General features: G+C 61.8%; 28 protein-coding genes. 6 read left to right on the top strand and 22 right to left on the bottom strand.

The genetic code is table 11. The features are described from left to right. Window positions 1-4 precede the first annotated feature (4 nt). The 19 genes from E4M07_RS17625 to E4M07_RS17715 form a co-directional block, all read right to left on the bottom strand. Window positions 5-1,294 (bottom strand): MotB family protein, encoded by a 1,290-nt coding sequence (locus E4M07_RS17625; RefSeq protein ID WP_246660493.1) that lies wholly within the window; start codon window positions 1,292-1,294, stop codon window positions 5-7. After that, window positions 1,291-1,950, bottom strand: coding sequence for a hypothetical protein (locus tag E4M07_RS17630; RefSeq protein WP_136659709.1), 660 nt, complete (start codon window positions 1,948-1,950; stop codon window positions 1,291-1,293). Before E4M07_RS17630 ends, E4M07_RS17625 begins: the two co-directional genes overlap by 4 nt. Window positions 1,951-2,117: 167 nt before the next feature. Continuing rightward, window positions 2,118-3,083, bottom strand: a complete 966-nt coding sequence (locus E4M07_RS17635) for a flagellin (protein WP_136659710.1) — start codon at window positions 3,081-3,083, stop codon at window positions 2,118-2,120. 351 nt (window positions 3,084-3,434) lie between these two features. Then, on the bottom strand, window positions 3,435-4,397 hold the full coding sequence (locus E4M07_RS17640; RefSeq protein ID WP_136659711.1) for a flagellin: 963 nt from the start codon (window positions 4,395-4,397) through the stop codon (window positions 3,435-3,437). Between the two features lie 400 nt (window positions 4,398-4,797). Further along, a complete protein-coding gene (locus tag E4M07_RS17645; RefSeq protein ID WP_136659712.1) occupies window positions 4,798-5,760 on the bottom strand; it encodes a flagellin in 963 nt (320 codons plus the stop codon). A gap of 242 nt (window positions 5,761-6,002) precedes the next feature. After that, complete coding sequence (gene fliP, locus E4M07_RS17650) at window positions 6,003-6,740, bottom strand: flagellar type III secretion system pore protein FliP (protein ID WP_136659713.1); 738 nt, start codon at window positions 6,738-6,740, stop codon at window positions 6,003-6,005. Beyond that, a complete protein-coding gene (locus E4M07_RS17655; RefSeq protein WP_136659714.1) occupies window positions 6,737-7,255 on the bottom strand; it encodes a flagellar basal body-associated FliL family protein in 519 nt (172 codons plus the stop codon). Before E4M07_RS17655 ends, fliP begins: the two co-directional genes overlap by 4 nt. A 17-nt stretch (window positions 7,256-7,272) precedes the next feature. Further along, window positions 7,273-7,983 carry a flagellar basal body L-ring protein FlgH gene (gene flgH / locus E4M07_RS17660; protein WP_136659715.1) on the bottom strand — a complete coding sequence of 237 codons (711 nt, stop codon included), beginning with the start codon at window positions 7,981-7,983 and terminating at the stop codon, window positions 7,273-7,275. Further along, window positions 7,980-8,516 (bottom strand): MotE family protein, encoded by a 537-nt coding sequence (locus E4M07_RS17665; RefSeq protein ID WP_246660494.1) that lies wholly within the window; start codon window positions 8,514-8,516, stop codon window positions 7,980-7,982. Before E4M07_RS17665 ends, flgH begins: the two co-directional genes overlap by 4 nt. A gap of 5 nt (window positions 8,517-8,521) precedes the next feature. Next, the gene (locus E4M07_RS17670) at window positions 8,522-9,628 is read right to left on the bottom strand and encodes a flagellar basal body P-ring protein FlgI (protein WP_136659717.1); all 1,107 of its coding nucleotides are present in this window, start codon (window positions 9,626-9,628) and stop codon (window positions 8,522-8,524) included. Next, window positions 9,625-10,080 carry a flagellar basal body P-ring formation chaperone FlgA gene (flgA, locus tag E4M07_RS17675; RefSeq protein WP_136659718.1) on the bottom strand — a complete coding sequence of 152 codons (456 nt, stop codon included), beginning with the start codon at window positions 10,078-10,080 and terminating at the stop codon, window positions 9,625-9,627. Before flgA ends, E4M07_RS17670 begins: the two co-directional genes overlap by 4 nt. A gap of 11 nt (window positions 10,081-10,091) precedes the next feature. Then, window positions 10,092-10,877 carry a flagellar basal-body rod protein FlgG gene (gene flgG, locus E4M07_RS17680; protein ID WP_136659719.1) on the bottom strand — a complete coding sequence of 262 codons (786 nt, stop codon included), beginning with the start codon at window positions 10,875-10,877 and terminating at the stop codon, window positions 10,092-10,094. A gap of 11 nt (window positions 10,878-10,888) precedes the next feature. Further along, complete coding sequence (locus E4M07_RS17685; RefSeq protein WP_136659720.1) at window positions 10,889-11,206, bottom strand: flagellar hook-basal body complex protein FliE; 318 nt, start codon at window positions 11,204-11,206, stop codon at window positions 10,889-10,891. After that, window positions 11,203-11,622 carry a flagellar basal body rod protein FlgC gene (gene flgC / locus E4M07_RS17690; protein WP_136659991.1) on the bottom strand — a complete coding sequence of 140 codons (420 nt, stop codon included), beginning with the start codon at window positions 11,620-11,622 and terminating at the stop codon, window positions 11,203-11,205. Before flgC ends, E4M07_RS17685 begins: the two co-directional genes overlap by 4 nt. A 5-nt stretch (window positions 11,623-11,627) precedes the next feature. Beyond that, a complete protein-coding gene (flgB, locus tag E4M07_RS17695) occupies window positions 11,628-12,005 on the bottom strand; it encodes a flagellar basal body rod protein FlgB (RefSeq protein ID WP_136659721.1) in 378 nt (125 codons plus the stop codon). Between the two features lie 98 nt (window positions 12,006-12,103). Then, window positions 12,104-12,667, bottom strand: coding sequence for a flagellar protein (locus E4M07_RS17700; protein WP_169054269.1), 564 nt, complete (start codon window positions 12,665-12,667; stop codon window positions 12,104-12,106). A gap of 14 nt (window positions 12,668-12,681) precedes the next feature. Further along, entirely contained in the window at window positions 12,682-14,076 is a 1,395-nt protein-coding gene (fliI, locus tag E4M07_RS17705; RefSeq protein ID WP_136659993.1) for a flagellar protein export ATPase FliI, read from the bottom strand. A gap of 37 nt (window positions 14,077-14,113) precedes the next feature. Next, window positions 14,114-14,824, bottom strand: a complete 711-nt coding sequence (gene flgF, locus E4M07_RS17710; protein WP_136659722.1) for a flagellar basal-body rod protein FlgF — start codon at window positions 14,822-14,824, stop codon at window positions 14,114-14,116. Window positions 14,825-14,834: 10 nt separating this feature from the next. Further along, on the bottom strand, window positions 14,835-15,611 hold the full coding sequence (locus E4M07_RS17715; protein WP_136659723.1) for a DUF1217 domain-containing protein: 777 nt from the start codon (window positions 15,609-15,611) through the stop codon (window positions 14,835-14,837). A gap of 188 nt (window positions 15,612-15,799) precedes the next feature. Here E4M07_RS17715 and motA point away from each other — a divergent pair, with 188 nt between their 5' ends. From motA to E4M07_RS17745, 6 genes are all read left to right on the top strand, one after another. After that, window positions 15,800-16,678, top strand: a complete 879-nt coding sequence (gene motA, locus E4M07_RS17720; RefSeq protein WP_136659724.1) for a flagellar motor stator protein MotA — start codon at window positions 15,800-15,802, stop codon at window positions 16,676-16,678. 4 nt (window positions 16,679-16,682) lie between these two features. After that, window positions 16,683-17,627: a FliM/FliN family flagellar motor switch protein gene (locus E4M07_RS17725; RefSeq protein WP_169054270.1), complete on the top strand. Its 945-nt coding sequence runs from the start codon at window positions 16,683-16,685 to the stop codon at window positions 17,625-17,627. 59 nt (window positions 17,628-17,686) lie between these two features. Then, entirely contained in the window at window positions 17,687-18,235 is a 549-nt protein-coding gene (fliN, locus tag E4M07_RS17730; protein WP_246660495.1) for a flagellar motor switch protein FliN, read from the top strand. Further along, window positions 18,235-19,275, top strand: a complete 1,041-nt coding sequence (locus tag E4M07_RS17735; protein ID WP_136659995.1) for a flagellar motor switch protein FliG — start codon at window positions 18,235-18,237, stop codon at window positions 19,273-19,275. The genes fliN and E4M07_RS17735 overlap by 1 nt, the downstream gene beginning before the upstream one ends. Before the next feature lie 238 nt (window positions 19,276-19,513). Continuing rightward, a complete protein-coding gene (gene flhB, locus E4M07_RS17740; protein WP_136659726.1) occupies window positions 19,514-20,590 on the top strand; it encodes a flagellar biosynthesis protein FlhB in 1,077 nt (358 codons plus the stop codon). 7 nt (window positions 20,591-20,597) lie between these two features. After that, window positions 20,598-21,035 (top strand): hypothetical protein, encoded by a 438-nt coding sequence (locus E4M07_RS17745; protein ID WP_136659727.1) that lies wholly within the window; start codon window positions 20,598-20,600, stop codon window positions 21,033-21,035. A gap of 16 nt (window positions 21,036-21,051) precedes the next feature. On the opposite strand, the gene E4M07_RS17750 is transcribed toward E4M07_RS17745, so the two are convergent. The 3 genes from E4M07_RS17750 to fliF all read right to left on the bottom strand — a co-directional run bounded on the left by E4M07_RS17750 (window position 21,052) and on the right by fliF (window position 24,617). Further along, the gene (locus tag E4M07_RS17750) at window positions 21,052-21,660 is read right to left on the bottom strand and encodes a helix-turn-helix transcriptional regulator (protein ID WP_136659728.1); all 609 of its coding nucleotides are present in this window, start codon (window positions 21,658-21,660) and stop codon (window positions 21,052-21,054) included. 223 nt (window positions 21,661-21,883) lie between these two features. Next, window positions 21,884-22,552: a helix-turn-helix transcriptional regulator gene (locus tag E4M07_RS17755; RefSeq protein WP_136659729.1), complete on the bottom strand. Its 669-nt coding sequence runs from the start codon at window positions 22,550-22,552 to the stop codon at window positions 21,884-21,886. A 343-nt stretch (window positions 22,553-22,895) separates the two neighbouring features. Then, window positions 22,896-24,617 carry a flagellar basal-body MS-ring/collar protein FliF gene (fliF, locus tag E4M07_RS17760; RefSeq protein WP_136659730.1) on the bottom strand — a complete coding sequence of 574 codons (1,722 nt, stop codon included), beginning with the start codon at window positions 24,615-24,617 and terminating at the stop codon, window positions 22,896-22,898. Window positions 24,618-24,758 lie beyond the last annotated feature (141 nt).

Below are 24,758 nucleotides of genomic sequence, written 5' to 3' on the forward strand. Positions count from 1 at the left end.
GCCGCTACCCCGCAGGCCCGACGATCAGGATCTCGATGCGCCTGTTGGCATCGGCCAGCGGGTCCTCCGCGTCCTTCAGCTTGCGGTCGGCGAATCCGGAAACCTCGACGATCCGGTTTTCATCCAAGCCGCCGCGGATGAGCATGTAGTAGGCGCTGTGCGCCCGGGCCATGGAGAGCTTCCAGTTGTCGTTCTTCGTCCCGGCAAACGGGCGGGCATCCGTGTGGCCTCGAATGGCGACGGCCCCCTGGCGTTCGGACAAGATACGGCCGATCTCGGCCATCGCGAGGACAAGGTCCCGTTTCGGAACCGCGGAGCCCACATTGAACATGCCGCCCTTCACTTCGTCGGTAAGGGAAACCAGCAATCCACCTTCGGCGGGTGCCACCGTCAGCCCGTCGCCAAGCTGGATCTGGTCCTCCGAGAGCGCCTGCTCGATCTGTTCCTTGAGTTCGGTCGCCTCCTGCTCCTGCTCTACAGTCGGCGCCTCTTCTAGCGCTGCCGGATCGGCCGCCTCCTCGACCTGAACCTCGCCGTCGGCGTCAACGACAAGCCGGCCGGTCTTGCCGCCGGCCGCCTCTCCGGCGGCCTCCACCGAGCGTTCCAGTTCCTCGCTGACCGGTGCGGCCGCTTCCAGCGCTTCCTCGATGGCATCGCGGCTGCCGCCCTCAAGGATGCCCTTCTCGGTGCCGGTCTCCGTCACATCGGACGACGTTGCTATCTCGATCGCCTTTGACCAGAAGTCGGGATCGAAGGGATCGCGATACGCTTCGCCGCCGGAGGCGCCGGTCGCCGGTCCGGACGTGTTCGCCCCGCCCTCTCCGGCGGCGCTGACGTTGGTCTGCTGGCCTGTCTCGAGGGCTATTTCGGCGAGTATTGAATACGGGTTTTCAAAAAAGTCGGCATCCGAGTACTTGGCTTCCTCGCCCGCCGCGGAATCGATGTCGTCGCCGCCGCCGGTCTGCGGACCGGCCTCGTAGCCGGCCTTGTCGCTGTCCGACAGATATTCGACCTCGTCGCCCACCGTCGCCTGATCCTGCTGCTTCAGGCCGCGCTCGGCAGGTTTGTTGTCGGTCAGCCTGATGGGGTTGAAATAGCTGGCGACAGCCGCCCTGGTCTCGTCATTGGAGGCATTGATCAACCACATGACCAGAAAGAAGGCCATCATGGCGGTCATGAAGTCGGCATAGGCGATCTTCCAGGCGCCGCCGTGGTGACCGTCATGACCACCGCCGCGCTTCTTGACGATGATGACCTCTCCACCGGAGTGGTGTCTCGACTGGCTCTCGCTCAAGGCAGCACCTCGCGGAGGCGGTCCGCCCATTCGGACAGCCTGGTGCACAGCACGGCGTCGTCGACACGGACGGTCAGATCGAATTCATCGCTCTCGACGAATTCGAGCTGCGCGGCGTCCTCGCCGAGCGCGGTCTTGAGGTTTTCGAATATCGAGGCCGGGCCGGTGACCGTCATCACCGTCGCCGTCCGGTCCTTCAGCGTCTGCCGTATGGCGGCGGCAAGGGAGGCGACCATCTGCTCGCTCAGCGACTGTTCGAAGAGCGGTGCGAGAATGCGGGTGACCTGGGCTCCCAACGCCTCCACCAACTCGTCGCACAGCGCGTCGTAGCGGGTCGCGACAACGGTGGTCAAATCCTGTTCGTAGCGCGTGCGCAGTTCGTTGATCTCATCGCGGTGGCGGCCACGCTCCTCCTCGAAAGCTTCGTTGAGTCGGATTTCGGCCGCCTGCGCACCCTCCAGCCGGCCGCGTTCCATGGCCTCGGCCCTTTCGGCCTCCACATCGACGGCCGCCGCGACCGGCAGCGTCGACTGCGGTGCCACCGTCACCGCATCCTGAGGTTCGGGCGGTCCCGGCAGCAATTCGATATCGTCGGCAACCACAAAAGTCTCGGGCTTTCCGAAGTCTTTCAGATAGCGCTCGATCGCAATGGCCATTCAATCACCTCCGGGCCTGCAACGCCGGTGCGCCCGCGTGCAGCATTTGCCGCGAAGCATAGGTTTTGAAACTTGTGCGAAGGTGATGGAAAAACCGGCGTGCTGCGGCTGAAAGGAGCAGGAAAGACGGCCGGGTTGCCGGCCGTCTCAATGTCGTATGCTCAGCGCTAGCCCTGGAAGAGCTGCAGGACGTTCTGCGACGTGGAGTTGGCGATCGACAGCGCCTGGATGCCCAGCTGCTGCTGGGTTTGCAGCGCGTTCAGCCGTGTCGATTCCTCGTTCATGTCGGCATCGACCAGGCGTCCGACGCCCTTGTCGATGGAGTCCATCAGGTTGGACACGAAGGTCTCCTGCATCTGGACACGGCTGTTGATCGCACCGAGATCCGATGCCACATCGGTGAGCTGGTTGAGGATCTCGTCGGCGACGCGGATCATGGCCTCGACCTCGGCGTCGGTGGTTGATCCGGACAGGGCGATTTCCGTACCCGTGCCGCCGGTGCCGCCCGCATCGATCAGGAACCAATTGTCAACGGTGCCGGACGGCGTATCAAGCAATTGGTCAGCGTCAATGTCCTTGGTCAGGATGCCGCCGGCATCTGACGTCGTGTCGATCAGGACGACAGCCGCGACATCGACATCAAGCGTTGCGATCGAGACATTGCCGGATGCGGAGCGGTTGAAGGAGCCAACGATCGAGGCCGTCGCTGCAGCCGCGCCGGTGTCATTGAAGAGCCAGTTCTCGCCGCTGAAGGAGGCCGATTCGGCAATCGACGAAAGCTGCTTCTTCAGCTCGGCGAGTTCCGAGTTGATCTTTACCTTGTCGACGCCGGGTTCGGCAGCGGCGACCAGCTTGGACTTGATCTCGTCGACAACGTCGATGGCGCTGGAAAGAGCCGTATAGGCGACATCGACCTTGGCGGCGCCGAGGCCGAGCGCATCGCTGACGGTGGACAGCGCCTTGTTGTCGGAGCGCATGGTCGTGGCGATCGACCAGTAGGCGGCGTTGTCGGAAGCGGTCTCGACGCGGTAGCCCGATGAAATTCGTGCCTGCGTCGTTTCCATTGAAGAGTTGATGCCACGGAGCGTCTGCAGGGCCGCCATGGCGGCGGCATTGGTCATAATGCTGGTCATCGGGCTGCCCCTGTTACCAAAAAATTATAGAAAGGGGACATGCCGGATCGGTCGTGCCGGCAATGGCGGCTGGCATCATGCCCGCTGATCCGGATCGAAAAAGGTCAACCCGCCATTCGTTAACAAATCTACTAAGACTATGGTTAACAGAGTATTAACCCGCACCGCAAGCGGTTAAATATCGTAACGAAAACGTAAATAAAAACAGATTGATAAAAAGAGAAACCGCACCACTTGCGTGATGCGGTTCCAATTTTTGCCGGATATCTGCGCCGAGGCGAATCGCTGGCGTGAAATGCCGCTGCGTCCGCCTTGGCGGTCCCGGCCCTGAAGAGGGCCGGGTGTCTGCCATTACTGGAAGAGCCGCAGGATATTCTGCGAGGAGGAGTTGGCGATCGACAGCGCCTGGATGCCGAGCTGCTGCTGGGTCTGCAGGGCCGACAGGCGTGTCGATTCCTCGTTCATATCGGCATCGACCAGGCGTCCGACGCCCTTGTCGATGGAGTCCATCAGGTTGGACACGAAGGTCTCCTGCATCTCGACGCGACTGTTGATCGCACCGAGATCCGATGCCACATCGGTGAGCTGGTTGAGGATCTCGTCGGCGACGCGGATCATGGCCTCGACCTCGGCGTCGGTGGTTGCCGTGGACAGGGCGATTTCCGTGCCGGTACCGCCGGTGCCGCCGCCATCGATCAGGAACCAATTGTCAACGGTGCCGGACGGCGTATCAAGCAATTGGTCAGCATCAATGTCCTTGGTCAGGATGCCGCCGGCATCTGACGTCGTGTCGATCAGGACGACAGCCGCGACATCGACGTCAAGCGTTGCGATCGAGACATTGCCGGATGCGGAGCGGTTGAAGGAGCCAACGATCGAGGCTGTCGCTGCAGCCGCGCCGGTGTCGTTGTAAAGCCAGTTCTCGCCGCTGAAGGAGGCCGATTCGGCAATCGACGAAAGCTGCTTCTTCAGCTCGGCGAGTTCCGAATTGATCTTTTCCTTGTCGACGCCGGGTTCGGCAGCGGCGACCAGCTTGGACTTGATCTCGTCGACAACGTCGATGGCGCTGTCGAGCGCCGTATAAGCGACATCGACCTTGGCAGCGCCGAGGCCGAGCGCGTCGCTGACGGTGGACAGCGCCTTGTTGTCGGAGCGCATGGTCGTCGCGATCGACCAGTAGGCGGCGTTGTCGGAAGCGGTTTCAACGCGATAGCCGGAAGAAATCCGAGCCTGCGTCATTTCCATGGAAGAGTTGATGCCACGGAGCGTTTGCAGCGCGGCCATGGCGGCGGTGTTGGTCATAATGCTTGTCATTGTCTGCCCCTTCTGACAGTCGACATCTAAGGGACATGCCGGAGTGGACCGGCAACGACGGTGTCGCATCATGCTCACCTGGGGTCCACCTGCGTAAAGGCGCCAACCCGGTCCGTCATTCGTCGCCAATACAACACATTATTAAGGTTAATCAATTCTGAACAAAGCCGCACAAGCGGTTGTTTTTTTTGGTTAATGGACGGTAAACGTTTACCTCTTGTTAACGAACGGCCCTGCCAGCGCCCTGATCTGCGGAAAAAGCGCACAATACAAAACGCCGCAATCCCCTGCGGGATGCGGCGTTTCATCGTGCTGAACGAAAACAAAGTCAGCCAACTGGAAAGGAGCGGCCAAGAGGCCGCTCCCCGGTTTTACCTCATTCCGTCAATTGACGGCGCTCTTAACGGAAGAGCGAAAGGACGTTCTGGGTGTTCGAGTTGGCGATCGAGAGCGCCTGGATGCCCAGCTGCTGCTGGGTCTGCAGGGCCGCCAGCCTTGTCGATTCCTCGTTCATGTCGGCATCGACCAGGCGTCCGACGCCCTGGTCAATCGCGTCCATCAGGTTGGAAACGAAGTCCTCCTGCATGGAGATACGGGAGTTGACCGCACCCAGGCTGGAAGCCGCATCGGTCAGCTGGCTCATGATCTCGTCGGCGACGCGGATCATGGCTTCGATTTCAGCATCCGTGGTGGATGAGGACAGGGAGATCTCCGTGCCCGTGCCGCCCGTGCCGCCGCCATCGATCAGGAAGTAGTTGTCAGCCGTGCCGGTCGGTGTGTCGAGCAGCGCGTCCGCATCGATGTCCTGCGTCAGGATACCGCCGGCATCCGAGGTGGTGTCGATCAGAACGACGCTGGCAACGTCGACGTCAAGCGTCGCGATGGAGACATTGCCGGAGGCCGAACGGTTGAACGATCCGACGATCGAGGCGGTGGAAGCCGCAGATCCGGTGTCGTTGTAGAGCCAGTTCTCGCCACTGAAGGAAGCCGATTCTGCAATCGAGGAAAGCTGGTTCTTCAGCTCGGTAAGTTCCGAGTTGATCTTTTCAACGTCGACGCCCGGTTCGGCGGCAGCGACCAGCTTGGACTTGATTTCATCGACAACGTCGATGGCGCTTTCAAGGCCCGTGTAGGCGATGTCGGTCTTCGCGGCACCAAGGCCCAGCGCGTCGCTGACGGTGGACAGTGCCTTGTTGTCGGAACGCATGGTCGTTGCGATCGACCAGTAGGCGGCGTTGTCGGATGCCGTTTCAACGCGATAACCGGAAGAAATACGCGCCTGCGTCGTCTCAAGTCCGGAGTTGATGGAACGCAGCGTCTGCAGCGCAGCCATCGCAGCATTGTTGGTATTAATACTCGTCATGGATTTGTCCCTCGGGTAACCCGATACGATAGGGGACATACCGGACTTGATTACCGGTGATGGCGGATCGGCATCATGCCTGCCGGCCACCCGACGCACGCGTGGGGACCTTTCCCGTCATGTTGCCGGGCACTGTGACAATCAGCGGTTACGAAATGGCTAACGCCCTGCGGCAGCCGCACGGGCGCAACAAACAACTAAAAAACATGGTTAACAAAGGGTTTACCCCGCCCGGCAGCGGCTCACACGAAGGAGCGCACCAGGCTCCCGACCAGCAGGTTCCAGCCGTCGATCAGGACGAAGAACAGGATCTTGAACGGCAGCGATATCGCCGTCGGCGGCAGCATCATCATGCCCATGGACATGGTGATTGTCGCCACGACCAGATCGATGACCAGGAACGGGAGGACGACAAGGAAGCCGATCTCGAATCCGCGCCTGATCTCCGAGATCATGAAAGCCGGGATCAGCACGCGCAGATCGACCTTGCCGTCCGTGGATACCGGCTGTCCGCGCTCCGCGGCGAGGTCGACAAACAGGTTCAGGTCCTTGTCGCGCGTGTTGGACAGCATGAAGTCGCGGAACGGATCGCCGATGCGCTCGAAGGCCTCCGCCTCGCCGATCTGGTTGTCGAGCAGCGGCTGGACGCCGTTTTCCCAGGCGCGGTCGAAGGTCGGCGCCATGACGTAGAAAGTCATGAACAGCGCCAGGCTGATGAGGATGAGGTTCGCCGGTGTCGTCATCAGCCCCATGCCCGCCCGCAGGATCGCGAAGGCGATGACAAATCGAGGGAAGCTGGTCACCATGATGAGTATGCCGGGCGCGATGGACAGCACCGTCAGCAGACCGAAGGTGCGGATGATCCAGCTCGCGACCGAACCGTCCACGGGCTGCGTGAGTATGTTCGGGTCCAGGGTCTGGGCTTCGGCCGTGGCCACCATCGCCATCATGGCGAGTGCTGCCAGAAGTAATCGTATCATTCGATCAGAAAGGTCCGGAAAAGCAGTTTCGAGACACGGCCGTTGGAGCGGATCACGGCACGTTCGGAGAGATCGTCGCGCAGGTGCTGGAACCCGCGCGGTCCTTCGATCTGGGGAAGCGAAACAGTACGCATGTAGGCCATCACGTCCTGGTGGATCAGTTCGGCCAGGGTGGGATCGGGCTCCCTGTCGAATACCAGGGCCACTTCCACCCGGACCCAGCTGTTGGACGGAAAGGACAGATTGGTGGTGATCGGCGCCAGAGTGAGAATCTGGTGATCGGCGATCACGGCAGCGGTTACGCTGTCGTCCGCGTCGGCATCCTCCTCGGAGCCCATCTTTTCCCGCGCGGCCTTCTCGAGCGCCGCGGACGCCATTTCCTTGTTTTTGGCGCCGGCAATCATGCCGACCAGCCATCCGCCGCCGCCGGCCAGGGCCGACAGCACCAACAGCACCGCTGCCGTCACGATGAAGGACCCGCCGCTTTTCTTCGTCTTTTCTCCAGGTGTCTTCATGTCACCCTGCTTGGCATCTAAATTGGTGAGTAAATATCCACGATCTGCTGGCCGACCGGCGGCTGCTGGACCTCCATCAACCGGCCGCGACCGCCGTAGGAGACACGCGCCTCGGCAATCTTCTCGTAGGCGATCGTGTTGTAGGCGTCGACGTCGCGCGGACGCACGATGCCGGCAATGTTCAGGATGCGCATCTCGTAGTTGACGCGCACCTCCTGCGAGCCGCTGATCACCAGGTTGCCGTTGTCGAGGACGCCGGTGACCACGGCCGCGACGCGCAGCTCAAGCGTCTCGGAACGCGCGGTGGTGCCCTTGCCTTCGGTGCTGGTGTTGGAGCCGAAGGTCAAACCGAATTCCCCGTCGGACCCCGATCCGTTGACCGCGTAGCTGCCGCCGGCGTTGATCCCACTGGAATTCGTGCGGTCCCTGTCGGTGGCATTATCGAAGGTCGCCTTGTCGTTGATGGCGATGTTCACCGTCAGAATGTCGCCGACGGACATGGCGCGGGCATCCTTGAACAAGTCGCTTTGCGCGTCGGTCCAAAGGGAATAGCCATTGCCCGGCTTGCGCGGCGGTTTCGGATAAAGCGCCATCTGGGGCGTCTGGCCGTAGCGCAACCCGCTGCCCATCGGGCTCATGGTCGGGGCGCGGCCGATGTCGTTGAATGTGCTGGACCCGCAGCCGGCCAGAACAAATGAAAGCAGTATCAGCAAGAAACGGCCAATCATGAGGGTTCGTCCGGAATGTTGGTGTCGGCGGCGCTGGCTATGATGCTGGTGAGATTCGCCGCGGTCTCGGCGTCCATCTCGTTGAGGATCTGGCTGGCGAGCCGGGGTTTCAGTTTCATGACGATGGCGGCGGCGACATTCACATCGACGAGTTCGAGCTTCTCGGCGGCTGAATCGGCGCGCATGTTCTTGTAGATCTCCACCAGACCGCCTTCCGCCTTGACCAGGAACTCATTGCGCAGGTTCAGCCAGTGCTCGTATTCGGCGCGGCGCTTTTCCAGCGTCGCGATACGGTCCTCGATGTCGGCCTGCAACTGCTCGAGCTCCTGTTTCTGGAGGAGATAACGACGGTCGCGGGCGGCGTCTGCAATGTTGGTGCAGAAGGCGCGGATCTCGTCCGAGATCTCGTTCTGCATCGTTTCCGCGTCCTTTTCGGCCGCCAGGGAAAGGTTCAGGGGCAGTCCCCAGGCGCCGAAGGCGGTCGCCAGGGCCAGGGACGCTGCCAGTGTCTTGGTCAGGAATGATCGCACCATTTTCCTCATTGCAGCACCAGCTCAGCCTGCAGCGCGCCGGCCGACTTAATGCCCTGCAGGATCGCGATGATCCCGTCGGGGCGCACGCCGATGCTGTTGAGCCCGGCGACCAGCGTCTGGAGGTTGGGTCCGTTGAGAATGGCGACCTGGCCGCCCTCCGTCATGGCGGTGATATCGGTCAACGGCTCGACCGCGGTAACGCCGTCGCTGAACGGCAGGGGCTGCGAGATGATCGGCGATTCGTTGACCCGAATGGTGAGTGTCCCGTGACTGACGGCGACTTTCGAAATGCGGACATCGTGCCCCATGACGATGGTTCCGGTGCGCTCGTTGACCACGACGCGTGCCGGCGCATCGGTCTCGACCACCAGCCGCTCGATCTCGGCGACGAACCGCGGCAGCGCGACGTTCTTGGGCCGCGCCACGCGCACCGTGGTCGAATCGTTGGCGCTGGCCAGCATGCCGCCGTAGCGTTTGCCGGTATGGCGGTTGATGGCGTCGGCAACCGAGACCGCAGTCGAGAAATCCGGATTGCGCAACTGAAAGATCAGATGGCCGGTGTCGGTGAAGCGCATCGGGATCTCGCGCTCGATGATTGCGCCGCCCGGCACCCGCCCGGTGGTGGTCACACCCGACGTGAGGGTCTGCGCGTCACCCTCGGCGGTGAACCCGGAGACGACCACGGAACCCTGGGAAACGGCGTAGATCTCGCCGTCGGCCGCCGAGAGCGGCGTCATGACAAGAATACCGCCGCGCAGCGATGTCGCATCGCCGAGCGACGAGACACTGACATCGATGCGCGAACCAACGCTGGCAAAGGGCGGCAGGTCAGCCGTCGCGATGACCGCCGCGACGTTGTTGACGCGGGCGGCGGCACCCTCCGTGGCGATACCGAGATTCTCCAGCATGGCGCGCAGCGACTGCTCGGTAAAGGGAGAGCCGCGCAGGCTGTCGCCGGTTCCCTGCAGGCCGATGACAAGGCCGTAGCCGATGAGCTGGTTCTGGCGTGCGCTCTGGAGGGAGGCGATATCCTTGATGCGCGACGCCGCGCCGGCCGGCAAGGCGGAAGCAAAGGCCAGGACAACCGCGAATGCCGCCGCCCGCCACCTCATTGGGCTGCGACCCTGACCGTGCCGTCGGCCATAACCGTGCCGGAAACCATGACGCCGGTGTTGACGTTGCGCACCCGGATGAAATCGCCGACGGACCCGTTCTTCAATGGACTGCCGGGCGCGGTGATGGTCAGGCCGTTCTGGGAAAACACCATGGTGACCACGGAACCGCGTTCGACCGTGTAGGGTTCACGCACGGACGAGACCGGAACCACGCGCCCGGGAAGCAGCGTGCGCTTGGCGACCATGCCCTCGACCTCGTCCATCGAGGACGCATAGTCGCGCCGCACGTTCCTGTTGGTGACCTTGACCATTTCGAGCATGTGCGCCTCGACGGTCTCGCCGGGATAGATGATCCGTTTCGGAATGACGGCGAACGGTTCCGCAGCCGCCACGCGCCAAACACCTGTCAGCAGGATCAGCAGGACGGCAAGGGCGGTTCTGAACTTCATCTACGGTCCGATCACATGCTCTGCGAAACGATGGACGCCATTTCATCGGCCGCCTTGATGACCTTCGAGTTCATCTCATAGGCGCGCTGAGCGGAGATCAGGTCGGTGATCTCCTTCACGGCATCGACATTGGAGGCTTCCAGGTATCCCTGTTCGATCGATGCGAAACCCGGATCATCCGGGACCCCGACGATCGCCGTTCCGGATGCATCGGTCTCCTGGAACAGATTGTCGCCGAGCGGCGCCAGTCCGGCCTCGTTCACGAAGTTGGCGATGGTGATCTGACCGACCTCCTGCAGGTCGACGTCATCGCCGACCCGCACGAAGACCTGGCCCGACTTGGTGACGACGGTCTCACTGGTGCCTTCGGGAAGCGCGATGGCGGGTTCAAGCAGGTAACCGTCGGCGGTGACGATTTCGCCGTTGGCGTTGGTATTGAGGGCGCCGGACCGCGTGTAGAGCGTTTCACCGTCAGTACTCTGCACCTGGAACCAGCCGCGTCCGACGAGCGCCAGGTCCATGGAATTGCCGGTATTGACCAGTGATCCCTGGATGTGAACGTTGCGTATCGCCATGGTCTGGACGCCAAGGCCGACATAGGCGCCTTCGGGGACAATCGCCTGGTTGGCGGCCGTCGGAACGCCCTGCGCCTTTTCAACCTGGTAGAGCAGGTCCGAAAACTCGGCGCGGGCGCGCTTGAAGCCGGTCGTGTTGATGTTGGCGATGTTGTTCGCAATCACCTCGAGATTGAGTTGCTGGGCGTTCATGCCCGTCGCAGCGATGGCCAGTGCTTTCATTGCGGTTCTCCTCAGATGGCCATACGGCTGATTTCGAGATAGGCGGTGACGATCTTGTCGCGCACGGCGATCGCCGTCTGCAGGGTCCGCTCGGCGCTCATGACCGCCTCGACCACTTCCTGCGTTCCGGCCTGGCCGTTGATCCCCTTGATGGACATTTCCTCGCCCCGGTGCATGGTCGCCGTCATGTCGGAAACCATGTCGGACAACATCGCCGAGAATTCCGATCCGCCGGAACCGGACGCGGGGCCGGTGGCGCCCGCTTCCGCGGTCTGCTCGACGGGACGCGTCAGGGAGGTGATTGCGGCGGCGCCGACGGCATCGATCATGACGACGTCCTCAACAGGTCAATGGTCATCGAAATCAGTTCGCGCGCCTGCTTGATCGTCTGCAGGTTGGCCTCGTAGGAGCGGTTTGCCTCGCGCATGTCGGCCATTTCCACGAGCACGTTGACATTCGGCAGTTTCACCATGCCGTTTTCATCGGCGGCCGAATGGCCGGGATCGAACTCGATGGAGAATTCGGAATTGTCCCGGCCGATCGATTCGATCCGGACCATCGATGCGCCGGTAAGCGCATCGAGCTCCGACACGAAGCCGATGGTCTTGCGCTGATAGGGATTCTCGCCCGGCGCCGAGCCCGTTGTCTGGGCATTGGCCATGTTCTCCGCCACGACACGCAGGCGCACCGACTGCGCCTCAAGGCCGGATGCGGCGGTCTTCAAAGCCGCGGAAAGAGGATCGATCACGGTCATTTCGCCACCGTCAGAAGCATCATGCGATGAAAAGAGCGCAAAAGGCCGGTGCTGAGTTCGTATTCCTTGCGGATCTCACCCGCCTTGATCAGCTCTTCTTCCAGCGACACTGCATTGCCGGAGGGCGCTATGTCGAAGCCCTGATCGGTGCCCGCCCGCACCGATCCGCGCAAGGGATCTTCGGTCAGATGCGCCGGATGGGTGGCCGCCATTTGCGTACCGACCGTATCGAGCACCGTTTCGAACGGGTCGATGTCCATCGCGACATAGTCCGGCGTGTTGGCGTTGGCGATGTTGCCGGCCACGACACTTTGCCGGACGGACAGCCAATGGGCCTTGTCCGACGCAAGTTCAAACAGCTGGATCGGCTCCATCCGAATCTCCCCTTTGCGGGGCAAATTAGAAATTCAATCTTGCGCGGGACTTGCGGGTGCGGCGCCGTGCACAAGAATTGCACCGGTCGCGCCTGAAACTAGCGCTCGATGACCTCACCCTCGGAGGTGACGATGACCCAGCGCCCGTCCCTTTGTTCGAGCGTCGCCAGCCGGCTGTCGTCCGGCAGGATCGATCCCACCCGCACCACATAGACCCCGTTGCCGTCCTCGATCAGCGCCCGGCCATTGACAACGTGCAGCAGACGGAAGGCGGACCTGACGCCCGGGAAGGCCTGTTGGGGGACCTCGCCGTCATCCTCTGCCTCGAACTCCCCCTCGCGGCCGTCGAGGGTGACGGTCGCAGTGGTGATCGAGTCGAAATCCTCGTCTTCTGCGTTCTCGTCCGCATCGGGAATCGAAAGCGGCGACACGCTGACGGCGCCGCGGCCGGGCATGCCGGCCATATCGCGCCCGGTCGACAACGCGTAGGGCTGTATCCCGAATTTCTCCTGGTTGAGAAAAACATACCAGGGGAAAAAGGCGGCAAAGGCGGCAATCCCCAGACCCGCAACGATCAGGACGCGGTCGGCGCGGTCTCCGTCGCCGCGCGGCAGCTCCGGAAGGTCCTGTCCGGCGCTGTTTTTCTCGGCTCTATCGCTCATGGAATGCGCTCATCTCATTGTCCGGGCTTTTGCTCCTGCTGCGCCCTGGCGGCGGCCTGTTTCATTGCGTCAGCCAGGTCGTTGAAGGCGTCACGCGCCGGCTTGTCATGCGGCTGCTGCTTGAGGATGTCGTAAATCACCGGGACCTGCTGCACGGCGAGGTCCAGTTCGGCGTCCGATCCGGGCTTGTAGCCGCCCAGCAGTCTCAGGTCCTTGGTTTCCTCGAACCGCTGGATCAGCGCGCGCAGCCGGATGACCAGCTTTTCCTCGTCGGACTCCCAGGCGGTTCGCGCCAGCCGCGAGATCGAGGCGAGAGGATTGATCGGCGGATAACGCCCCTCCTCGGCCAGTGCGCGTTCGAGGACGATGTGGCCGTCGAGGATCCCGCGGGTCGAATCGGCGATCGGATCGTTGTGATTGTCGCCGTCCACGAGGATCGAGACGATGGCGGTTATGGATCCGGCATTGGCGCCTCCGGGCCCGGCACGCTCCAGCAGCCGCGGCAGTTCCGTGAACACGGTCGCCGGATAACCGCGGGCGACGGGCAGCTCGCCGGACGCCACACTGACCTCGCGGATGGCATGGGCAAAGCGGGTAATGCTGTCGACCACGAGAAGAACGTTCTCGCCGTTGTCGCGAAAGTGCTCGGCCACGGTCATCGCCGTCATCGGCGCCATGCGGCGGACCATCGGGCTTTCGTCGCTCGTCGCAACGACGGCGACCGATTTGCCGAGCTGTTCGCCGAGCGTGTCCTCGATGAACTCGCGAACCTCCCGCCCGCGCTCGCCGACCAGCGCGATGACCGCGCGGTCGAAGGCGTCGGCGCGGGTGAGCATGGACAAAAGGGTCGACTTGCCGACCCCGGACCCGGCAAAAATGCCGAGGCGCTGCCCGAGGCAGAGGGGCGAGAAGATGTCGATGGCGCGGATCCCCGTCTTCAACGGCTTGTTGACGCGCTGGCGGGTCATCGAGGCCGGGGCGTCATTGGCGACGGCGCGGCGCCGCTTTCCCGGCTCGAGCGCGCCCAGCCCGTCGATCGGCTGCCCGAGCGCGTTGATGGTGCGTCCGCACCAGCTCGCGTCCGGCGCGATGCGGAAGGCGCCGAACCGGATCACCGGGTCGCCGATTGCGATCGCCTCACCGCGCTCTACCGGGCATACGATGACGGCATGCGGCTCGACCTTGACCACTTCGCCAAGCGTCATGCCGGCCCGCCCGTGATGCTCGACATAGTCTCCAAGGCAAACATGGGGCGAAAGTCCGGAGACCTCGTAATTGTTGGGCGTGATGGTGGTAACGAGGCCACCGCGGCGCACCAGCTCGTCGGGACTGGAGAAGCGCCCGACCAGCCGCTCCAGGGCGTCGAGCGTTACCGACCGGCGCCGGCTATCGGGCTGCGGAGCGGTCACCTCGGACAACGATCACCCCCTCGGCGCGCGGTCCGCATCAGGTGGACCCGAGCGTCCTGACCGCCTCATCGAGGGTGTTTTCTCCCTCCTTGATTAGGCTGGCGGCGTTTTCGAACGCGCGTGTCACCATGATAAGCCGGCTCATTTCCGACATGGCATTGACGCCGGACTCTTCGAGATATCCCTGCAGCACACCGGATTCGGCGCTGTCGACGATGGGTTCCGGCCTCGCGGTCGGCACGACGCCGCTGTTTTCAAAGCGGACGAATCCCTGATCGATGTCGACCGTATAGACCCCTATGGAGCCGACGACCGCTCCGTTCTGCCGAAGCAGGCCGTCGCGCGAGACCTTCGGCGGACCGGAGGCGCCGTCGAGCTGGATCGGCGCACCGCCCGGATCGAGCACCGGGTAGCCCTGAAGCGTGACAAGATCGCCGCCCTCCGCCATGGTGAAGCGTCCGTCCCGGGTCAGGGTCAGGCCGGCGGGCGTTTCTATGGCAAACCACCCCTCGCCCTGAACGGCGAAATCCAGCGCGTTTTCCGTCTGGGTCAATCCGCCGCCGATCGAAGACAGATAGGTCTGACCCTCCGACACGAATGCGGTGGTGCCGTTGAGCAGCGATTCGAACCGGATTTCGGTCGGCCGGTATCCGATGGTGCCGGAATTGGCGATGTTGTCTGCCAGCGTGTTCAGCCGGTTCTCGAGAGCGATCTGCGAGGATAGGGCAACGTAGAGTGATGACTGCATGGTCTGCGCCTTAGCCGCCGAGCTTGAGATTGTTGATGGCGATCATCAGGTCGGGGGAGATGTCCCTCGACGTTGAGGTTGAAAGCAGGGAGGCCGCATTCAGCGTGGTGGACGGATTGCTGATTTCCCATAGGCTGGTGAAGCGCTGCATCAGCTCGCCGAGTTTCTGTGGATCCTGGAAATCCTCGAAATTCAGATTGGCCTCGAAAAAGTCCGCCTGCATATCGATGTCTGTATAGGCATATTCATCAGGCAGGCTGAGCAGGGTGCGCGCGACGGTCGAAAGCGCGGTATCGGAGAGGATCTCGTAGGCATTGCTGAGCGTGGGCGCCATGCGCTCGAAATAAAGCGCAAGACGCACGCCCTCATTGCTGTTGCCCGCGTCTTCCTCCAGCGTCTGGCGCATGTATTTGTCGACCGTTCCCTGCTGGGCCACGGTGAAGATCGTCGCCGTTTCGCCGTGCCGGGCGAAATTGAAAGCCTCGGCCAGGTCCCGATAGCGCGTGTCGGTCAACTGGTTGGCAAAAGCCTCGGAATCGTCGATCCCCTCGGTCAGGACCTTGCGGATGAAGGCCTTGGCGTAGGACATCTCCTCAAGGCCATGCGCCTTGAGCGCATAATTGTAGATGCGGCTGTCGGCCATGAATTCGTCGACGGAATCGATGGTTCCGATCGTCGCCAGGTAATATTCGGTCTCGCGGGCGACGATGGGCTGTTCACCGACCAGTTCGATGGAACGGTCCAGATTGTTGGCAATGTTCAGGTAGCTGGTGTAGGTGGTTACCATCGTGCTCTCGTCGTTTGAAATCGGCGCAGGCCGCCAAGTTCCCTTCTTTTGCCGGAGCCGAAACTACGGTTGCAGCCTTGTGCGAAGCTTTCGCAGGGCGGCCCGCGCATCATGCGAGGTCAAGCTTCACGCAAGCCAGAGCACGTACCTCTAGCGCGACGTTACATTGAACAGAGTCGTGCCCGCTCATGAACATCATCATCGGACTTGTCGTTACCTTTGGCTGCATCCTCGGCGGCTATATGGCCATGGGCGGTTATATCGGCGTTCTGATGCAGCCCTATGAGCTTCTGATCATCGGCGGTGCGGCTCTGGGCAGCTTCCTGGTCGCCAATCCGATGAAGATTATCAAGGATTCCGGAAGGGCGATCTGGGAGGCATTCAAATTCGCTGTCCCAAAGGAGCGCGACTATCTCGACACCCTGGCGGTGCTCTACGGCCTGATGCGCGACCTTCGGTCAAAGTCACGCAACGAGATCGAGGCCCATATCGACAATCCGGAGGAATCCAGCATCTTCCAGACGGCACCGTCGGTGCTCGCCAACCACGAGCTGACGGCATTCATCTGCGACTATGTCCGGCTGATCATTATCGGCAACGCCCGGCCGCACGAAATCGAGGCGCTGATGGACGAGGAAATCCAGACGATTGAGCATGACAAGCTGAAATCCTACCAGGCCATACTGACCGTTTCCGATGCATGTCCTGCCATCGGCATCATTGCGGCGGTCCTCGGTGTCATCAAGGCGATGGGCGCGATCGACCAGTCGCCGGAAATCCTCGGCGCCCTGATCGGCGCCGCTCTGGTCGGGACGTTTCTCGGCATTTTCCTGTCCTATTCCATACTCGGGCCGATCGCCGCACAGATCAAGCTGGTGCGCGAGAAGCAGAACCGCCTCTACGTCATCGTCAAGCAGACACTGCTTGCCTATATGAACGGCTCGGTTCCGCAGGTGGCGCTCGAACACGGCCGCAAGACCATCTCCTCCTACGAGCGCCCGTCGATCGACGCGGTGGAACAGGAAATGATGAATGCCGGAAACGGTGGCGAAGCGAAAGCGGCCTGAGTTTATGAGCGACGGTCCATCAACAGCCATCAAGAGCCTGGACGCGGCGCTCCTGCAGCGCATGACAGGACAGTCCGGCGACCGGGAAACGCTGGAGACGCAATGCCTGATGCTGGCGGAGATGACCGGTCTTTCGCTGGCGCTCAATGCCGGGAAGGCCATCGGAGAGCCGGTCGATGTCGAATTCGACAGTTTCAACGCCGGTCCCCGGTCGCAACTGCTTGCCGAGTTCGACGTCAACTCGGTTGTCTGCCCGGCCTATATTGACGGATGGTGCGACGACATTACGCTCGCCGCCAACACGGTTTTCGTCATCGCCGTCATGGAATGCATGCTTGGCGGCGCGATTCCCGAGGGAAAGAAGTTAAAGCCGCGCGCGCTGTCCGACATCGAACTCGATGTATCATCGATCCTGTTCGCGCAATTTGCCGAGAGCCTGAAATCCGCGATCGCGGACCCGCAGCCCAAGGCGGCAACCGCCGGCCAGGCGACGCAGGAACAGCCGGAGCCGGAAGAGGGCACCGAAGACACGCCGTGCGTCATGCTCACATTCCAGCTGCGCCTCGGTTCGGTGGAAGCGCCGTTCCTGGTGGTCCTGCCGCAACGGCCGCTGCTGAAATCGAGAATCGCCGAGCGCGAGGACGGCAAGCCCGCAAAACCGGAGCGCCCCAGCTGGGCCAGGCAACTGACGACGCAGGTCAGCCATTCGCATGTGCTGCTGGAAGCGCGCATATCGCTAAACGAGCTGACGCTGGGCGAGGTCGCCCGTCTGCAGACGGGCGATGTTCTGCCCTTCGACGACGAGGGCGGGGTGCGCACGCTGCTGTCGGCAGGCGGAAAGGAACTTTTCTGGTGCGAGTTCGGCAAGGCCGGCAACCGGTACACGGTCCGGGTTCAGGAGCCGCATCGCCGTGAGCATGAACTGATTAAGGACATCGCACCGGGGTAAACAAAACGGCCGCTGCGGCGGCCAACGTGGCGAAGGCAACAACCGAAGGACACATGACAATGTCTGACAACAAGGCCATGAAGGAAGACGAAGCGCCGGTCGAGGAGCCGGAGGCGGAACTGGACCAGGCCATCGACGATCTGAGAGGCGTTCTCGAGAAGGATGCCGCCGGCACTCTCAACCCGGGCAATGAAGACGAAAACCCCTTTGGTGCAGACAGCCTTTCCATGGACGACTTTCCCGAAACCGCAAACACAGACACCGATCCCCTGGCGGATGCCGGGGATTTCGGAGCAGATTTTTCGGCACAGCCCGAGGCGGCTGATATTGGCCAGCCGACGGGGGCAACCGGCAATATACCCAATGCCGACATCATCATGGACATCCCCGTCGACGTTCAGATCGTCCTCGGCAAGACCCGCATGAAGGTCTCCAGCCTCATGAGCCTCGACGAGGGCGCCACCATCTCGCTGGACCGGAAGATCGGCGAGACCGTCGACATCATGGTCAATGGCCGGATGATCGGGCACGGTGAAATCACGGTTCTTGAAGAAGACGAGACGCGCTTCGGCGTGCGGCTGACGGAAATCCTCGGCAGCACAAAATGATGCAGGAATTCGAAGATCTGTCCGCCGGCAAGTCCGTCGGCCAAGCCCTGTCCAAACCCCAGAAGGCGGCCGCCATCCTGATCGCCATGGGCAAGCCGGTCGCCGGCAAGCTTCTGAAGTTCTTCGCTCCTTCCGAGCTGCAGACAATCATCTCCAGCGCGCAGTCGCTGCGCAGCATCCCGCCGAACGAGCTCGAGGACGTCGTCAGCGAGTTCGAAGACCTGTTCACCGAGGGAACGGGCCTGATGGACAATGCGCAGGCCATGGAGGGTATCCTCGAAGAGGGGCTTGCGCCGGAGGAACTGGAAGGTCTTCTCGGGCGCAAGGATTCAGGGCGGAGCAGCGACGCGACCATTTGGGACCGGCTGCAGGATGCCGACCCCGCAACCGTCGGCAAGTTCCTGTCAAAGGAACATCCGCAGACGATCGCCTATGTGGTCTCCATGCTGCCCTCCTCCTTTGCTGCCAAGATCCTGCTCGAGGTCCCCGCAAAGCAGCGCGCCGACATTGTCCATCGCGCCGTCAACATGAAATCGGTCAATCCGAAGATCTCGGAGATCATCGAGCAGCGTGTATCGGCGATGATCGATGACCTGCAGGGCGAACAGAACACCGAGGCGACCAGCCGTGTTGCGGACCTCATGAACGAGCTGGAAAAACCGGTGGTCGACGCACTGCTCGGCGATCTCGAGTCGATCAGCTCGGAGGATGTGGCGAAGGTCAAGCCGAAGGTCTTCCTGTTCGACGATATCCTCACCATGCCGCAGCGCAGCCGCGTGATGCTGTTCAACGATATCGGCAGCGAGACGATCACCCTAGCGCTGCGCGGGGCCGACGAGGATGTCAAGGAGGCGGTCCTTTCGTCCATCGGGGCACGGCAGCGCCGCATGATCGAGGCGGACCTTTCGGAGGAAATGCAGAACATCACGACGCGCGACATCGCCGTCGCCCGCCGGGCGATCACCCAGGAGGCGATCCGGCTTGCGTCGCTGGGGCAGATCAGGCTTGTCGACGAAGAGCAGGGCGAAGAGGCGGCGTGACGCCGGCCACGCATCGCGGGACCAGAGCAATTCTGAGTTGGATTGGAACATTTGATTTTCCCCACCCTGCAAAGGAAAGAAGATGTTGAAAACCGACGATGAATGGGCCGGGCGATTTTGCTCCCTGGCGTCGTTGGCTCGCGCTTGTGGTGGGCCCGCACCACGGCGCGCAATCCGCCTAGCCAGAGACCAAAATCGCCGCGGTCAAATGATCCAATCCAACTCAGAATTGCTCTAGATGGCCGAAGAACAGGACCAGGAAAGCAAAACAGAAGAACCGACGGAGAAGAAGATCCGTGACGCGATCGAGAAGGGCAACATTCCCTTCTCACGCGAGGTGCCGATCTTCGCATCCTCCACCGCTATCCTGGTGTTCTGCATATTCTTCATGCCGTCGGGCGCCTCCTATGTCGCCGTTTCGCTGGCGGACATCTTCGCCAATTCCTCCCTGCATTCCGTCAGCAGCGGCGACGATGTCGTATCGCTGTTTAATCACCTGTTCTGGGAAACCAGCCACCTGCTCCTGCCGGCATTCGCGCTGATGATGAGCTTCGGGATCGCCGCATCCGTCATGCAGAACATACCGCGGCCAGCGGTCGAGCGCATCAAGCCGCAATTGTCGCGGCTGTCGATCAGCAAGGGATTTCAACGCCTGTTTGGCGCCCAGGGCCTGGTCGATTTCGCAAAATCCATCACCAAGATCCTGGTGATCTCGTCCATCATCGGCTTCGCCATGCTGGGCGACTATTTCACGGTCCTGAGCGGCATGTTCTCGGACCCCGTTACCGTCCCGCGGACCATGGCGCGGCTGGCGGGAAAGGTGTTCGCCATCGTCATGATCGCCACGGCGGTACTGGCCATCGCCGACCTTTTGTGGACGCGGTACCACTGGCGCCACAAGCTGCGCATGACGCGCCAGGAACTGAAGGATGAAATCAAGCAGTCGGACGGCGACCCGATCGTCAAGGCGAGGCAGCGCTCGCTTGCCCGGGACCGGGCGCGCAAGCGCATGATCTCGGACGTGCCGAGGGCGACGCTGGTGATTGCCAACCCGACGCACTATGCGGTTGCGCTACGCTATGTGCGTGAGGAAAGCGACGCGCCCGTCGTGGTCGCCAAGGGGCAAGACCTGGTCGCTCTGAGAATCCGTGAAGTGGCTGAAAACAATGAAATTCCGGTATTCGAAGACCCGCCGCTCGCGCGCTCCATTTTTGCACAAGCTTCGGTTGGTAGTGTCATTCCACCGGCCTTCTACAAGGCCGTCGCGGAACTGATCCATGTGGTCTACTCGAAATCGCCTGCCAGGATGAACTAGTCCGTTCATGAAGATCTGTCCCTACACACACCAGCGCGAAGAGATCGTCGCTCACGCCATACGGTCCGTCGCCAGCGAGCTGCGCCTGATCGATGCCGCCGACCTGATCGCCATGCTCCGGCTCGGATGCCACAGCGATCTCGCAGACCTCGTGTCATCGGCGGCGGAACTGTTCTTCCAGCCCGGCACGGTCAATTTCGGCGTCGGCGGGGATTACAGTCTCGATTGGGGCACGACGCCGCAGGTCACGCTGGACCTGGAGTTGAAGCCGGACGGCATGACGGTATTTGCGCGCCTCACGCTGCTGGAGAGCCACGGCCAGATCGAGATCAACCACATCTCTTTCGACGATCCGTCGTCGAATCCCGATGAGAATACGGCCCTGCTGGCTGCCAATCTGAAAGCCAGCGCCTTCAACGACTTTCTCCTGCCCCACCCAAACTAGGGCAGGACAGGACTGTTCAGCCAATCAGGCCGAGCCTGATCGCCTTGGCGATAGCCTGGATGCGGTTGACTGCATCGAGCTTAGTCGCCGCGAAGCCGAGATAGGCGTTTACGGTATGCACCGACAGGGCCAGTTCCTCGGCTATCGCTTCACTCTTGTGACCGTCCGCTGCAAGCTGAAGGCACTGCAATTCGCGGTCATTGAGATTCTGATGCGGGGAAATGCGCTGCACGTCCAAGGTCAGCAATTCCCGCATGATGCGGTAGGTATCGCGGTGGAACTCGACCACGCGATCGCCGACCAGATCCAGTCCGGAGCCGAAGAACAGGGCAAATCCATTGCCCATAATGCCGAGTTTCACGGGAAAACCGACACCGGCAACCGACGTGTCGCCGACGGACAGTTCCTCGACGAACGGGCCGCTCGCCGCCGCGCCTTCCTCGCCTTGCCAGGTAAAGGGCAGCAGCGACCATTCCATATGGGCCTCGATGGCCGGACCAATGGTCGCAAGTGTTTTACGCATCTGCCGGTCGACCGAGCTCAAAACCACAGTAATGCGTTGACTGTTGCTCGATGCGAACCGGTTGACCCGACACACGACGTAACCGTCGGCGCCGAGGATCATCCTCAGCTCCTGTGCCGCGTCCTCCAACTCCGTCGATCCCTCGGGATCCCGGTCGGATTTCTGTGGCCATGCCTGACAATCCTCGAGATTGTCATTGACCGATTTTCTAAGTGCCGTCTCCAACGTCTCGCCCCCGTTTTTGACGAACTGCAAAATGAACTAATTTACGAAACAAAAGAATGCGTTTCGAAAAAACGAATGCGGATTTTCCGTATCCGCGCCTTTAAATGAGATTGTTTCTTACGGCATGGGCAATGGCCTCCGACCTGGTTTTGGTTGACGTTTTCTTCATGATGCTGGTGATGTAGTTGTTCACCGTGTTGCGGGAAATACCGATGATCAGGGAGATCTCGTCGCTCGTCTTGCCTTCGGCGATCCACGACAGGCACTCAAGCTCGCGGTCCGTGAGATCCTGAAGCACCTCGACGCCGAAGATATCCTGCTGGTAGTTCGCCAGATGGTAGGCGCAGACCTGCGCGACATCATGCAGCCGGCTCTGCGAAAAGATCATCCCGTCGACGAAGCACAGCATCAGCACCATGCGCGCCGGTCCGACATCAAACGGCACAACGCAGAGCTGACGGCTGAGATGCGGCGGCATCGCGATCGCCTGCGGGCAATCCAGGAACGACGGCAGCATGGCCGAGGTGCAGCGCTCGATTTCGGTGATCTTGAACTGTGCCCTGACCAGGATCGAACCGAGCGTCCGCACCAGGTCGAACGGCCAGTTCGCGGACACCGCGAATTCAAGGCTGCCTTCCGAGTAGACGTCCCAGCGGGCAAGCATGTAGTTGGCCGCACCCGCGTAGTCGGCAATCAGCTTCAGGCCGTCGGCGATATCGCCGCTCTGGCCTGCAATCTTCACGTCCTCTAGCAACCGTGCCCTGCTCATTCGCTTACTCCCGCAACCGGGGGAGTCGGCACCGCCGAACGCTCTATGAGAGATTTTTCAACGCGCGGAACCGCACAAAAACGTGCACGCTGCCCGCGACCAATGCCCCTTCGCAACAATTCAATCCCCGTACGCTTCCCGTCGCCCCGAGTGGGATGTCCGGCAATATCGACTCAAAACGGGGTTGCCGAACCTGGATGAAGCTATCATCCCCCCTGCGTAATCCGAATGGTCACTTCTAGCACTTTACACAATAAGTCAAATGTGACCGCGGTGATTCGTATTCATAAACTGTGGATACAACCTCGCAGCCATAACCTGCAGTTGTCAATGCCCGTCGACGCTAAGCCGCATCTTCGATGGCCCACTTCCGCAATATCTTCGCCGCGCGCTCTTCGTTGATCTCGACCATACGCGCGAGGCGTTTTTCGGGGCCTTCCTTCACGCGGCGACTGATGTCCTCGGCCTGCGGGGCCATTCCCGGCATCGGGCCAGCGGCCGCGGCAGCCGCGGCGGCCGGATCGGCATCGAGGGCGAACGGCGCGGCTTCGGCCGGCGCTTCCTCGGAGGGGTCAAACCCGAAATCGGCGCCAAATCCGTCCATGGCGGCGGTGCCCGGGCTGAAATCGGGCAGGTCGGGACCATTCGCATCGTCCTGCTGCGTCGCCGACGTCAGCGCATTTGCCAGCGGACGGAAGCCGAACCAGACGACCAAAAGCGCGACCAGTACGAAGGCCCCGGCGTTGATCATGCTTCCGAGATGCCGGCCGACCGTCTGTCCAATTCCCTCGCCCTGGGCGGCTTCGTTCAACAGTTCGGTTTCGAGAAACTTGACCACCGTCAGCTTGATCTGATCGCCGCGGTCCGCATCCAGGCCGGAAGCCGAGGAAACGATCTGCTGCAACTCGGCCAGATGGGCGTCGATATCGGCTTGCGTCGCCCCCTCGCCCAGCATGGCCATGATGCGGCCCTCGTTGATCACCACCGCGATGGAGAGCCTTTCGATGCTGTAGCTGTTCCTGACGGTGGCGATGGTGCGCGAATTGATCTCGTAATTCGTCTGCTCTTCCTTGCGTTCGTTGGATTCGGACGATTGCGGCCCGCCCGAACTCTGCACCTGCTCGGTCGGCAGGTTCTGCTCAACCGTTGCCGGCGCATTGGTCTCCGAGCTGTTCGAGGCCTTGTTCTCGCGGGTCACCCTGACCGACCGCTCCACCCGGGAATCGGGATCGAACACCGTCTCCTGAATCTGTTGCGTATCGGTGTTTATGTTGGCGCGGACGCTGGCGCGGAAATTGTCGATGCCGAGAAACGGCGCGAGGGCCTTGTCGATATTGCTGACGATTTCCGATTCCACCGTCTGGACGATATTGAGGGAGCGGTTCATCGTGCTGTTGGAGAAATCGTCGCCGGACGCCAGCAATTGACCGGTGGAATCGAGCACGGTGACATCGTCGACGCTCAGGCCCGGAACCGACGACGCGACGAGATGGCGGATCGACTGGGCCGCCCGCTGCCCGTCATTGCCGATGGCACGCACCATGACCGATGCGGACGGCTTTTGTTCGCCGCGACGGAAACTGCCCCGGTCGGGCATGACGATGTGCACGCGGGCCGCGGAAATGCCGTTTATGGAACGGATGGTGCGGGCGATTTCGCCCTCGAGCGCGCGGACCCGCGTCACTTCCTGCATGAAGGACGTCAGGCCGAGCGAGCCGACATTGTCGAAGAGTTCATAGCCTGACGTGGAGCTGTTGGGCAGCCCCCGCTCGGCCAGCGTCATGCGCGCGCGGCCGGTCATGCCGGCCGGAACGCCGATCGTGCCGCCATCCGAGCTGACCTCGAAGGGAATTCCCATTTCGCCGAGGGCAATCGCGATCTGGTTCGAGTCGCTTCCCTCCAGACCGACATACAGCGTTTCATAGCTCGGACGGTTCAGGAACATCGCGGCGACGGCGATCAGCGCGACGGCAAGCACACCGGTCCCGGCAAGCGCGAGCAGCCGACTTGTTCCGAGAGACGATAGCGTAGCCGGTAGGCTGGAAAGTTGGTTCAACAGATTCATTCTGTCTCCACATCGCACACCGCCGCCGCCAACGGCGGCGCCGGCCGGACCTGTGAAGGCCGGACGACCGCACGCTACAAATCGAAGCTTGCGCGAGGGTGATGTGAAGGACGTAACCGCCGAAATTCAATGCGGTTTACC

It is taken from the genome of Nitratireductor sp. XY-223, assembly GCF_004959855.1.
Classification (GTDB): domain Bacteria; phylum Pseudomonadota; class Alphaproteobacteria; order Rhizobiales; family Rhizobiaceae; genus Hoeflea_A.

Bases quoted from the DNA above. Each gene is read 5' to 3' on its own strand.
- flgF (WP_136659722.1), bottom strand. From the start codon at position 14,824: ATGCAGTCATCACTCTACGTTGCCCTATCCTCGCAGATCGCTCTCGAG.
- E4M07_RS17745 (WP_136659727.1), top strand. From the start codon at position 20,598: ATGAAGATCTGTCCCTACACACACCAGCGCGAAGAGATCGTCGCTCAC.
- E4M07_RS17655 (WP_136659714.1), bottom strand. From the start codon at position 7,255: ATGAAGACACCTGGAGAAAAGACGAAGAAAAGCGGCGGGTCCTTCATC.
- flgB (WP_136659721.1), bottom strand. From the start codon at position 12,005: ATGGAGCCGATCCAGCTGTTTGAACTTGCGTCGGACAAGGCCCATTGG.
- E4M07_RS17640 (WP_136659711.1), bottom strand. From the start codon at position 4,397: ATGACAAGCATTATGACCAACACCGCCGCCATGGCCGCGCTGCAAACG.
- flhB (WP_136659726.1), top strand. From the start codon at position 19,514: ATGGCCGAAGAACAGGACCAGGAAAGCAAAACAGAAGAACCGACGGAG.
- E4M07_RS17750 (WP_136659728.1), bottom strand. From the start codon at position 21,660: ATGATCCTCGGCGCCGACGGTTACGTCGTGTGTCGGGTCAACCGGTTC.
- E4M07_RS17755 (WP_136659729.1), bottom strand. From the start codon at position 22,552: ATGAGCAGGGCACGGTTGCTAGAGGACGTGAAGATTGCAGGCCAGAGC.
- E4M07_RS17735 (WP_136659995.1), top strand. From the start codon at position 18,235: ATGCAGGAATTCGAAGATCTGTCCGCCGGCAAGTCCGTCGGCCAAGCC.
- flgH (WP_136659715.1), bottom strand. From the start codon at position 7,983: ATGATTGGCCGTTTCTTGCTGATACTGCTTTCATTTGTTCTGGCCGGC.
- flgG (WP_136659719.1), bottom strand. From the start codon at position 10,877: ATGAAAGCACTGGCCATCGCTGCGACGGGCATGAACGCCCAGCAACTC.
- fliP (WP_136659713.1), bottom strand. From the start codon at position 6,740: ATGATACGATTACTTCTGGCAGCACTCGCCATGATGGCGATGGTGGCC.
- E4M07_RS17635 (WP_136659710.1), bottom strand. From the start codon at position 3,083: ATGACCAGCATTATGACCAATGCCGCCGCCATGGCGGCCCTGCAGACG.
- motA (WP_136659724.1), top strand. From the start codon at position 15,800: ATGAACATCATCATCGGACTTGTCGTTACCTTTGGCTGCATCCTCGGC.
- E4M07_RS17670 (WP_136659717.1), bottom strand. From the start codon at position 9,628: ATGAGGTGGCGGGCGGCGGCATTCGCGGTTGTCCTGGCCTTTGCTTCC.
- E4M07_RS17665 (WP_246660494.1), bottom strand. From the start codon at position 8,516: ATGGTGCGATCATTCCTGACCAAGACACTGGCAGCGTCCCTGGCCCTG.
- fliN (WP_246660495.1), top strand. From the start codon at position 17,687: ATGTCTGACAACAAGGCCATGAAGGAAGACGAAGCGCCGGTCGAGGAG.
- E4M07_RS17700 (WP_169054269.1), bottom strand. From the start codon at position 12,667: ATGAGCGATAGAGCCGAGAAAAACAGCGCCGGACAGGACCTTCCGGAG.
- E4M07_RS17715 (WP_136659723.1), bottom strand. From the start codon at position 15,611: ATGGTAACCACCTACACCAGCTACCTGAACATTGCCAACAATCTGGAC.
- E4M07_RS17645 (WP_136659712.1), bottom strand. From the start codon at position 5,760: ATGACGAGTATTAATACCAACAATGCTGCGATGGCTGCGCTGCAGACG.
- E4M07_RS17630 (WP_136659709.1), bottom strand. From the start codon at position 1,950: ATGGCCATTGCGATCGAGCGCTATCTGAAAGACTTCGGAAAGCCCGAG.
- E4M07_RS17685 (WP_136659720.1), bottom strand. From the start codon at position 11,206: ATGATCGATGCCGTCGGCGCCGCCGCAATCACCTCCCTGACGCGTCCC.
- flgA (WP_136659718.1), bottom strand. From the start codon at position 10,080: ATGAAGTTCAGAACCGCCCTTGCCGTCCTGCTGATCCTGCTGACAGGT.
- fliF (WP_136659730.1), bottom strand. From the start codon at position 24,617: ATGAATCTGTTGAACCAACTTTCCAGCCTACCGGCTACGCTATCGTCT.
- E4M07_RS17725 (WP_169054270.1), top strand. From the start codon at position 16,683: ATGAGCGACGGTCCATCAACAGCCATCAAGAGCCTGGACGCGGCGCTC.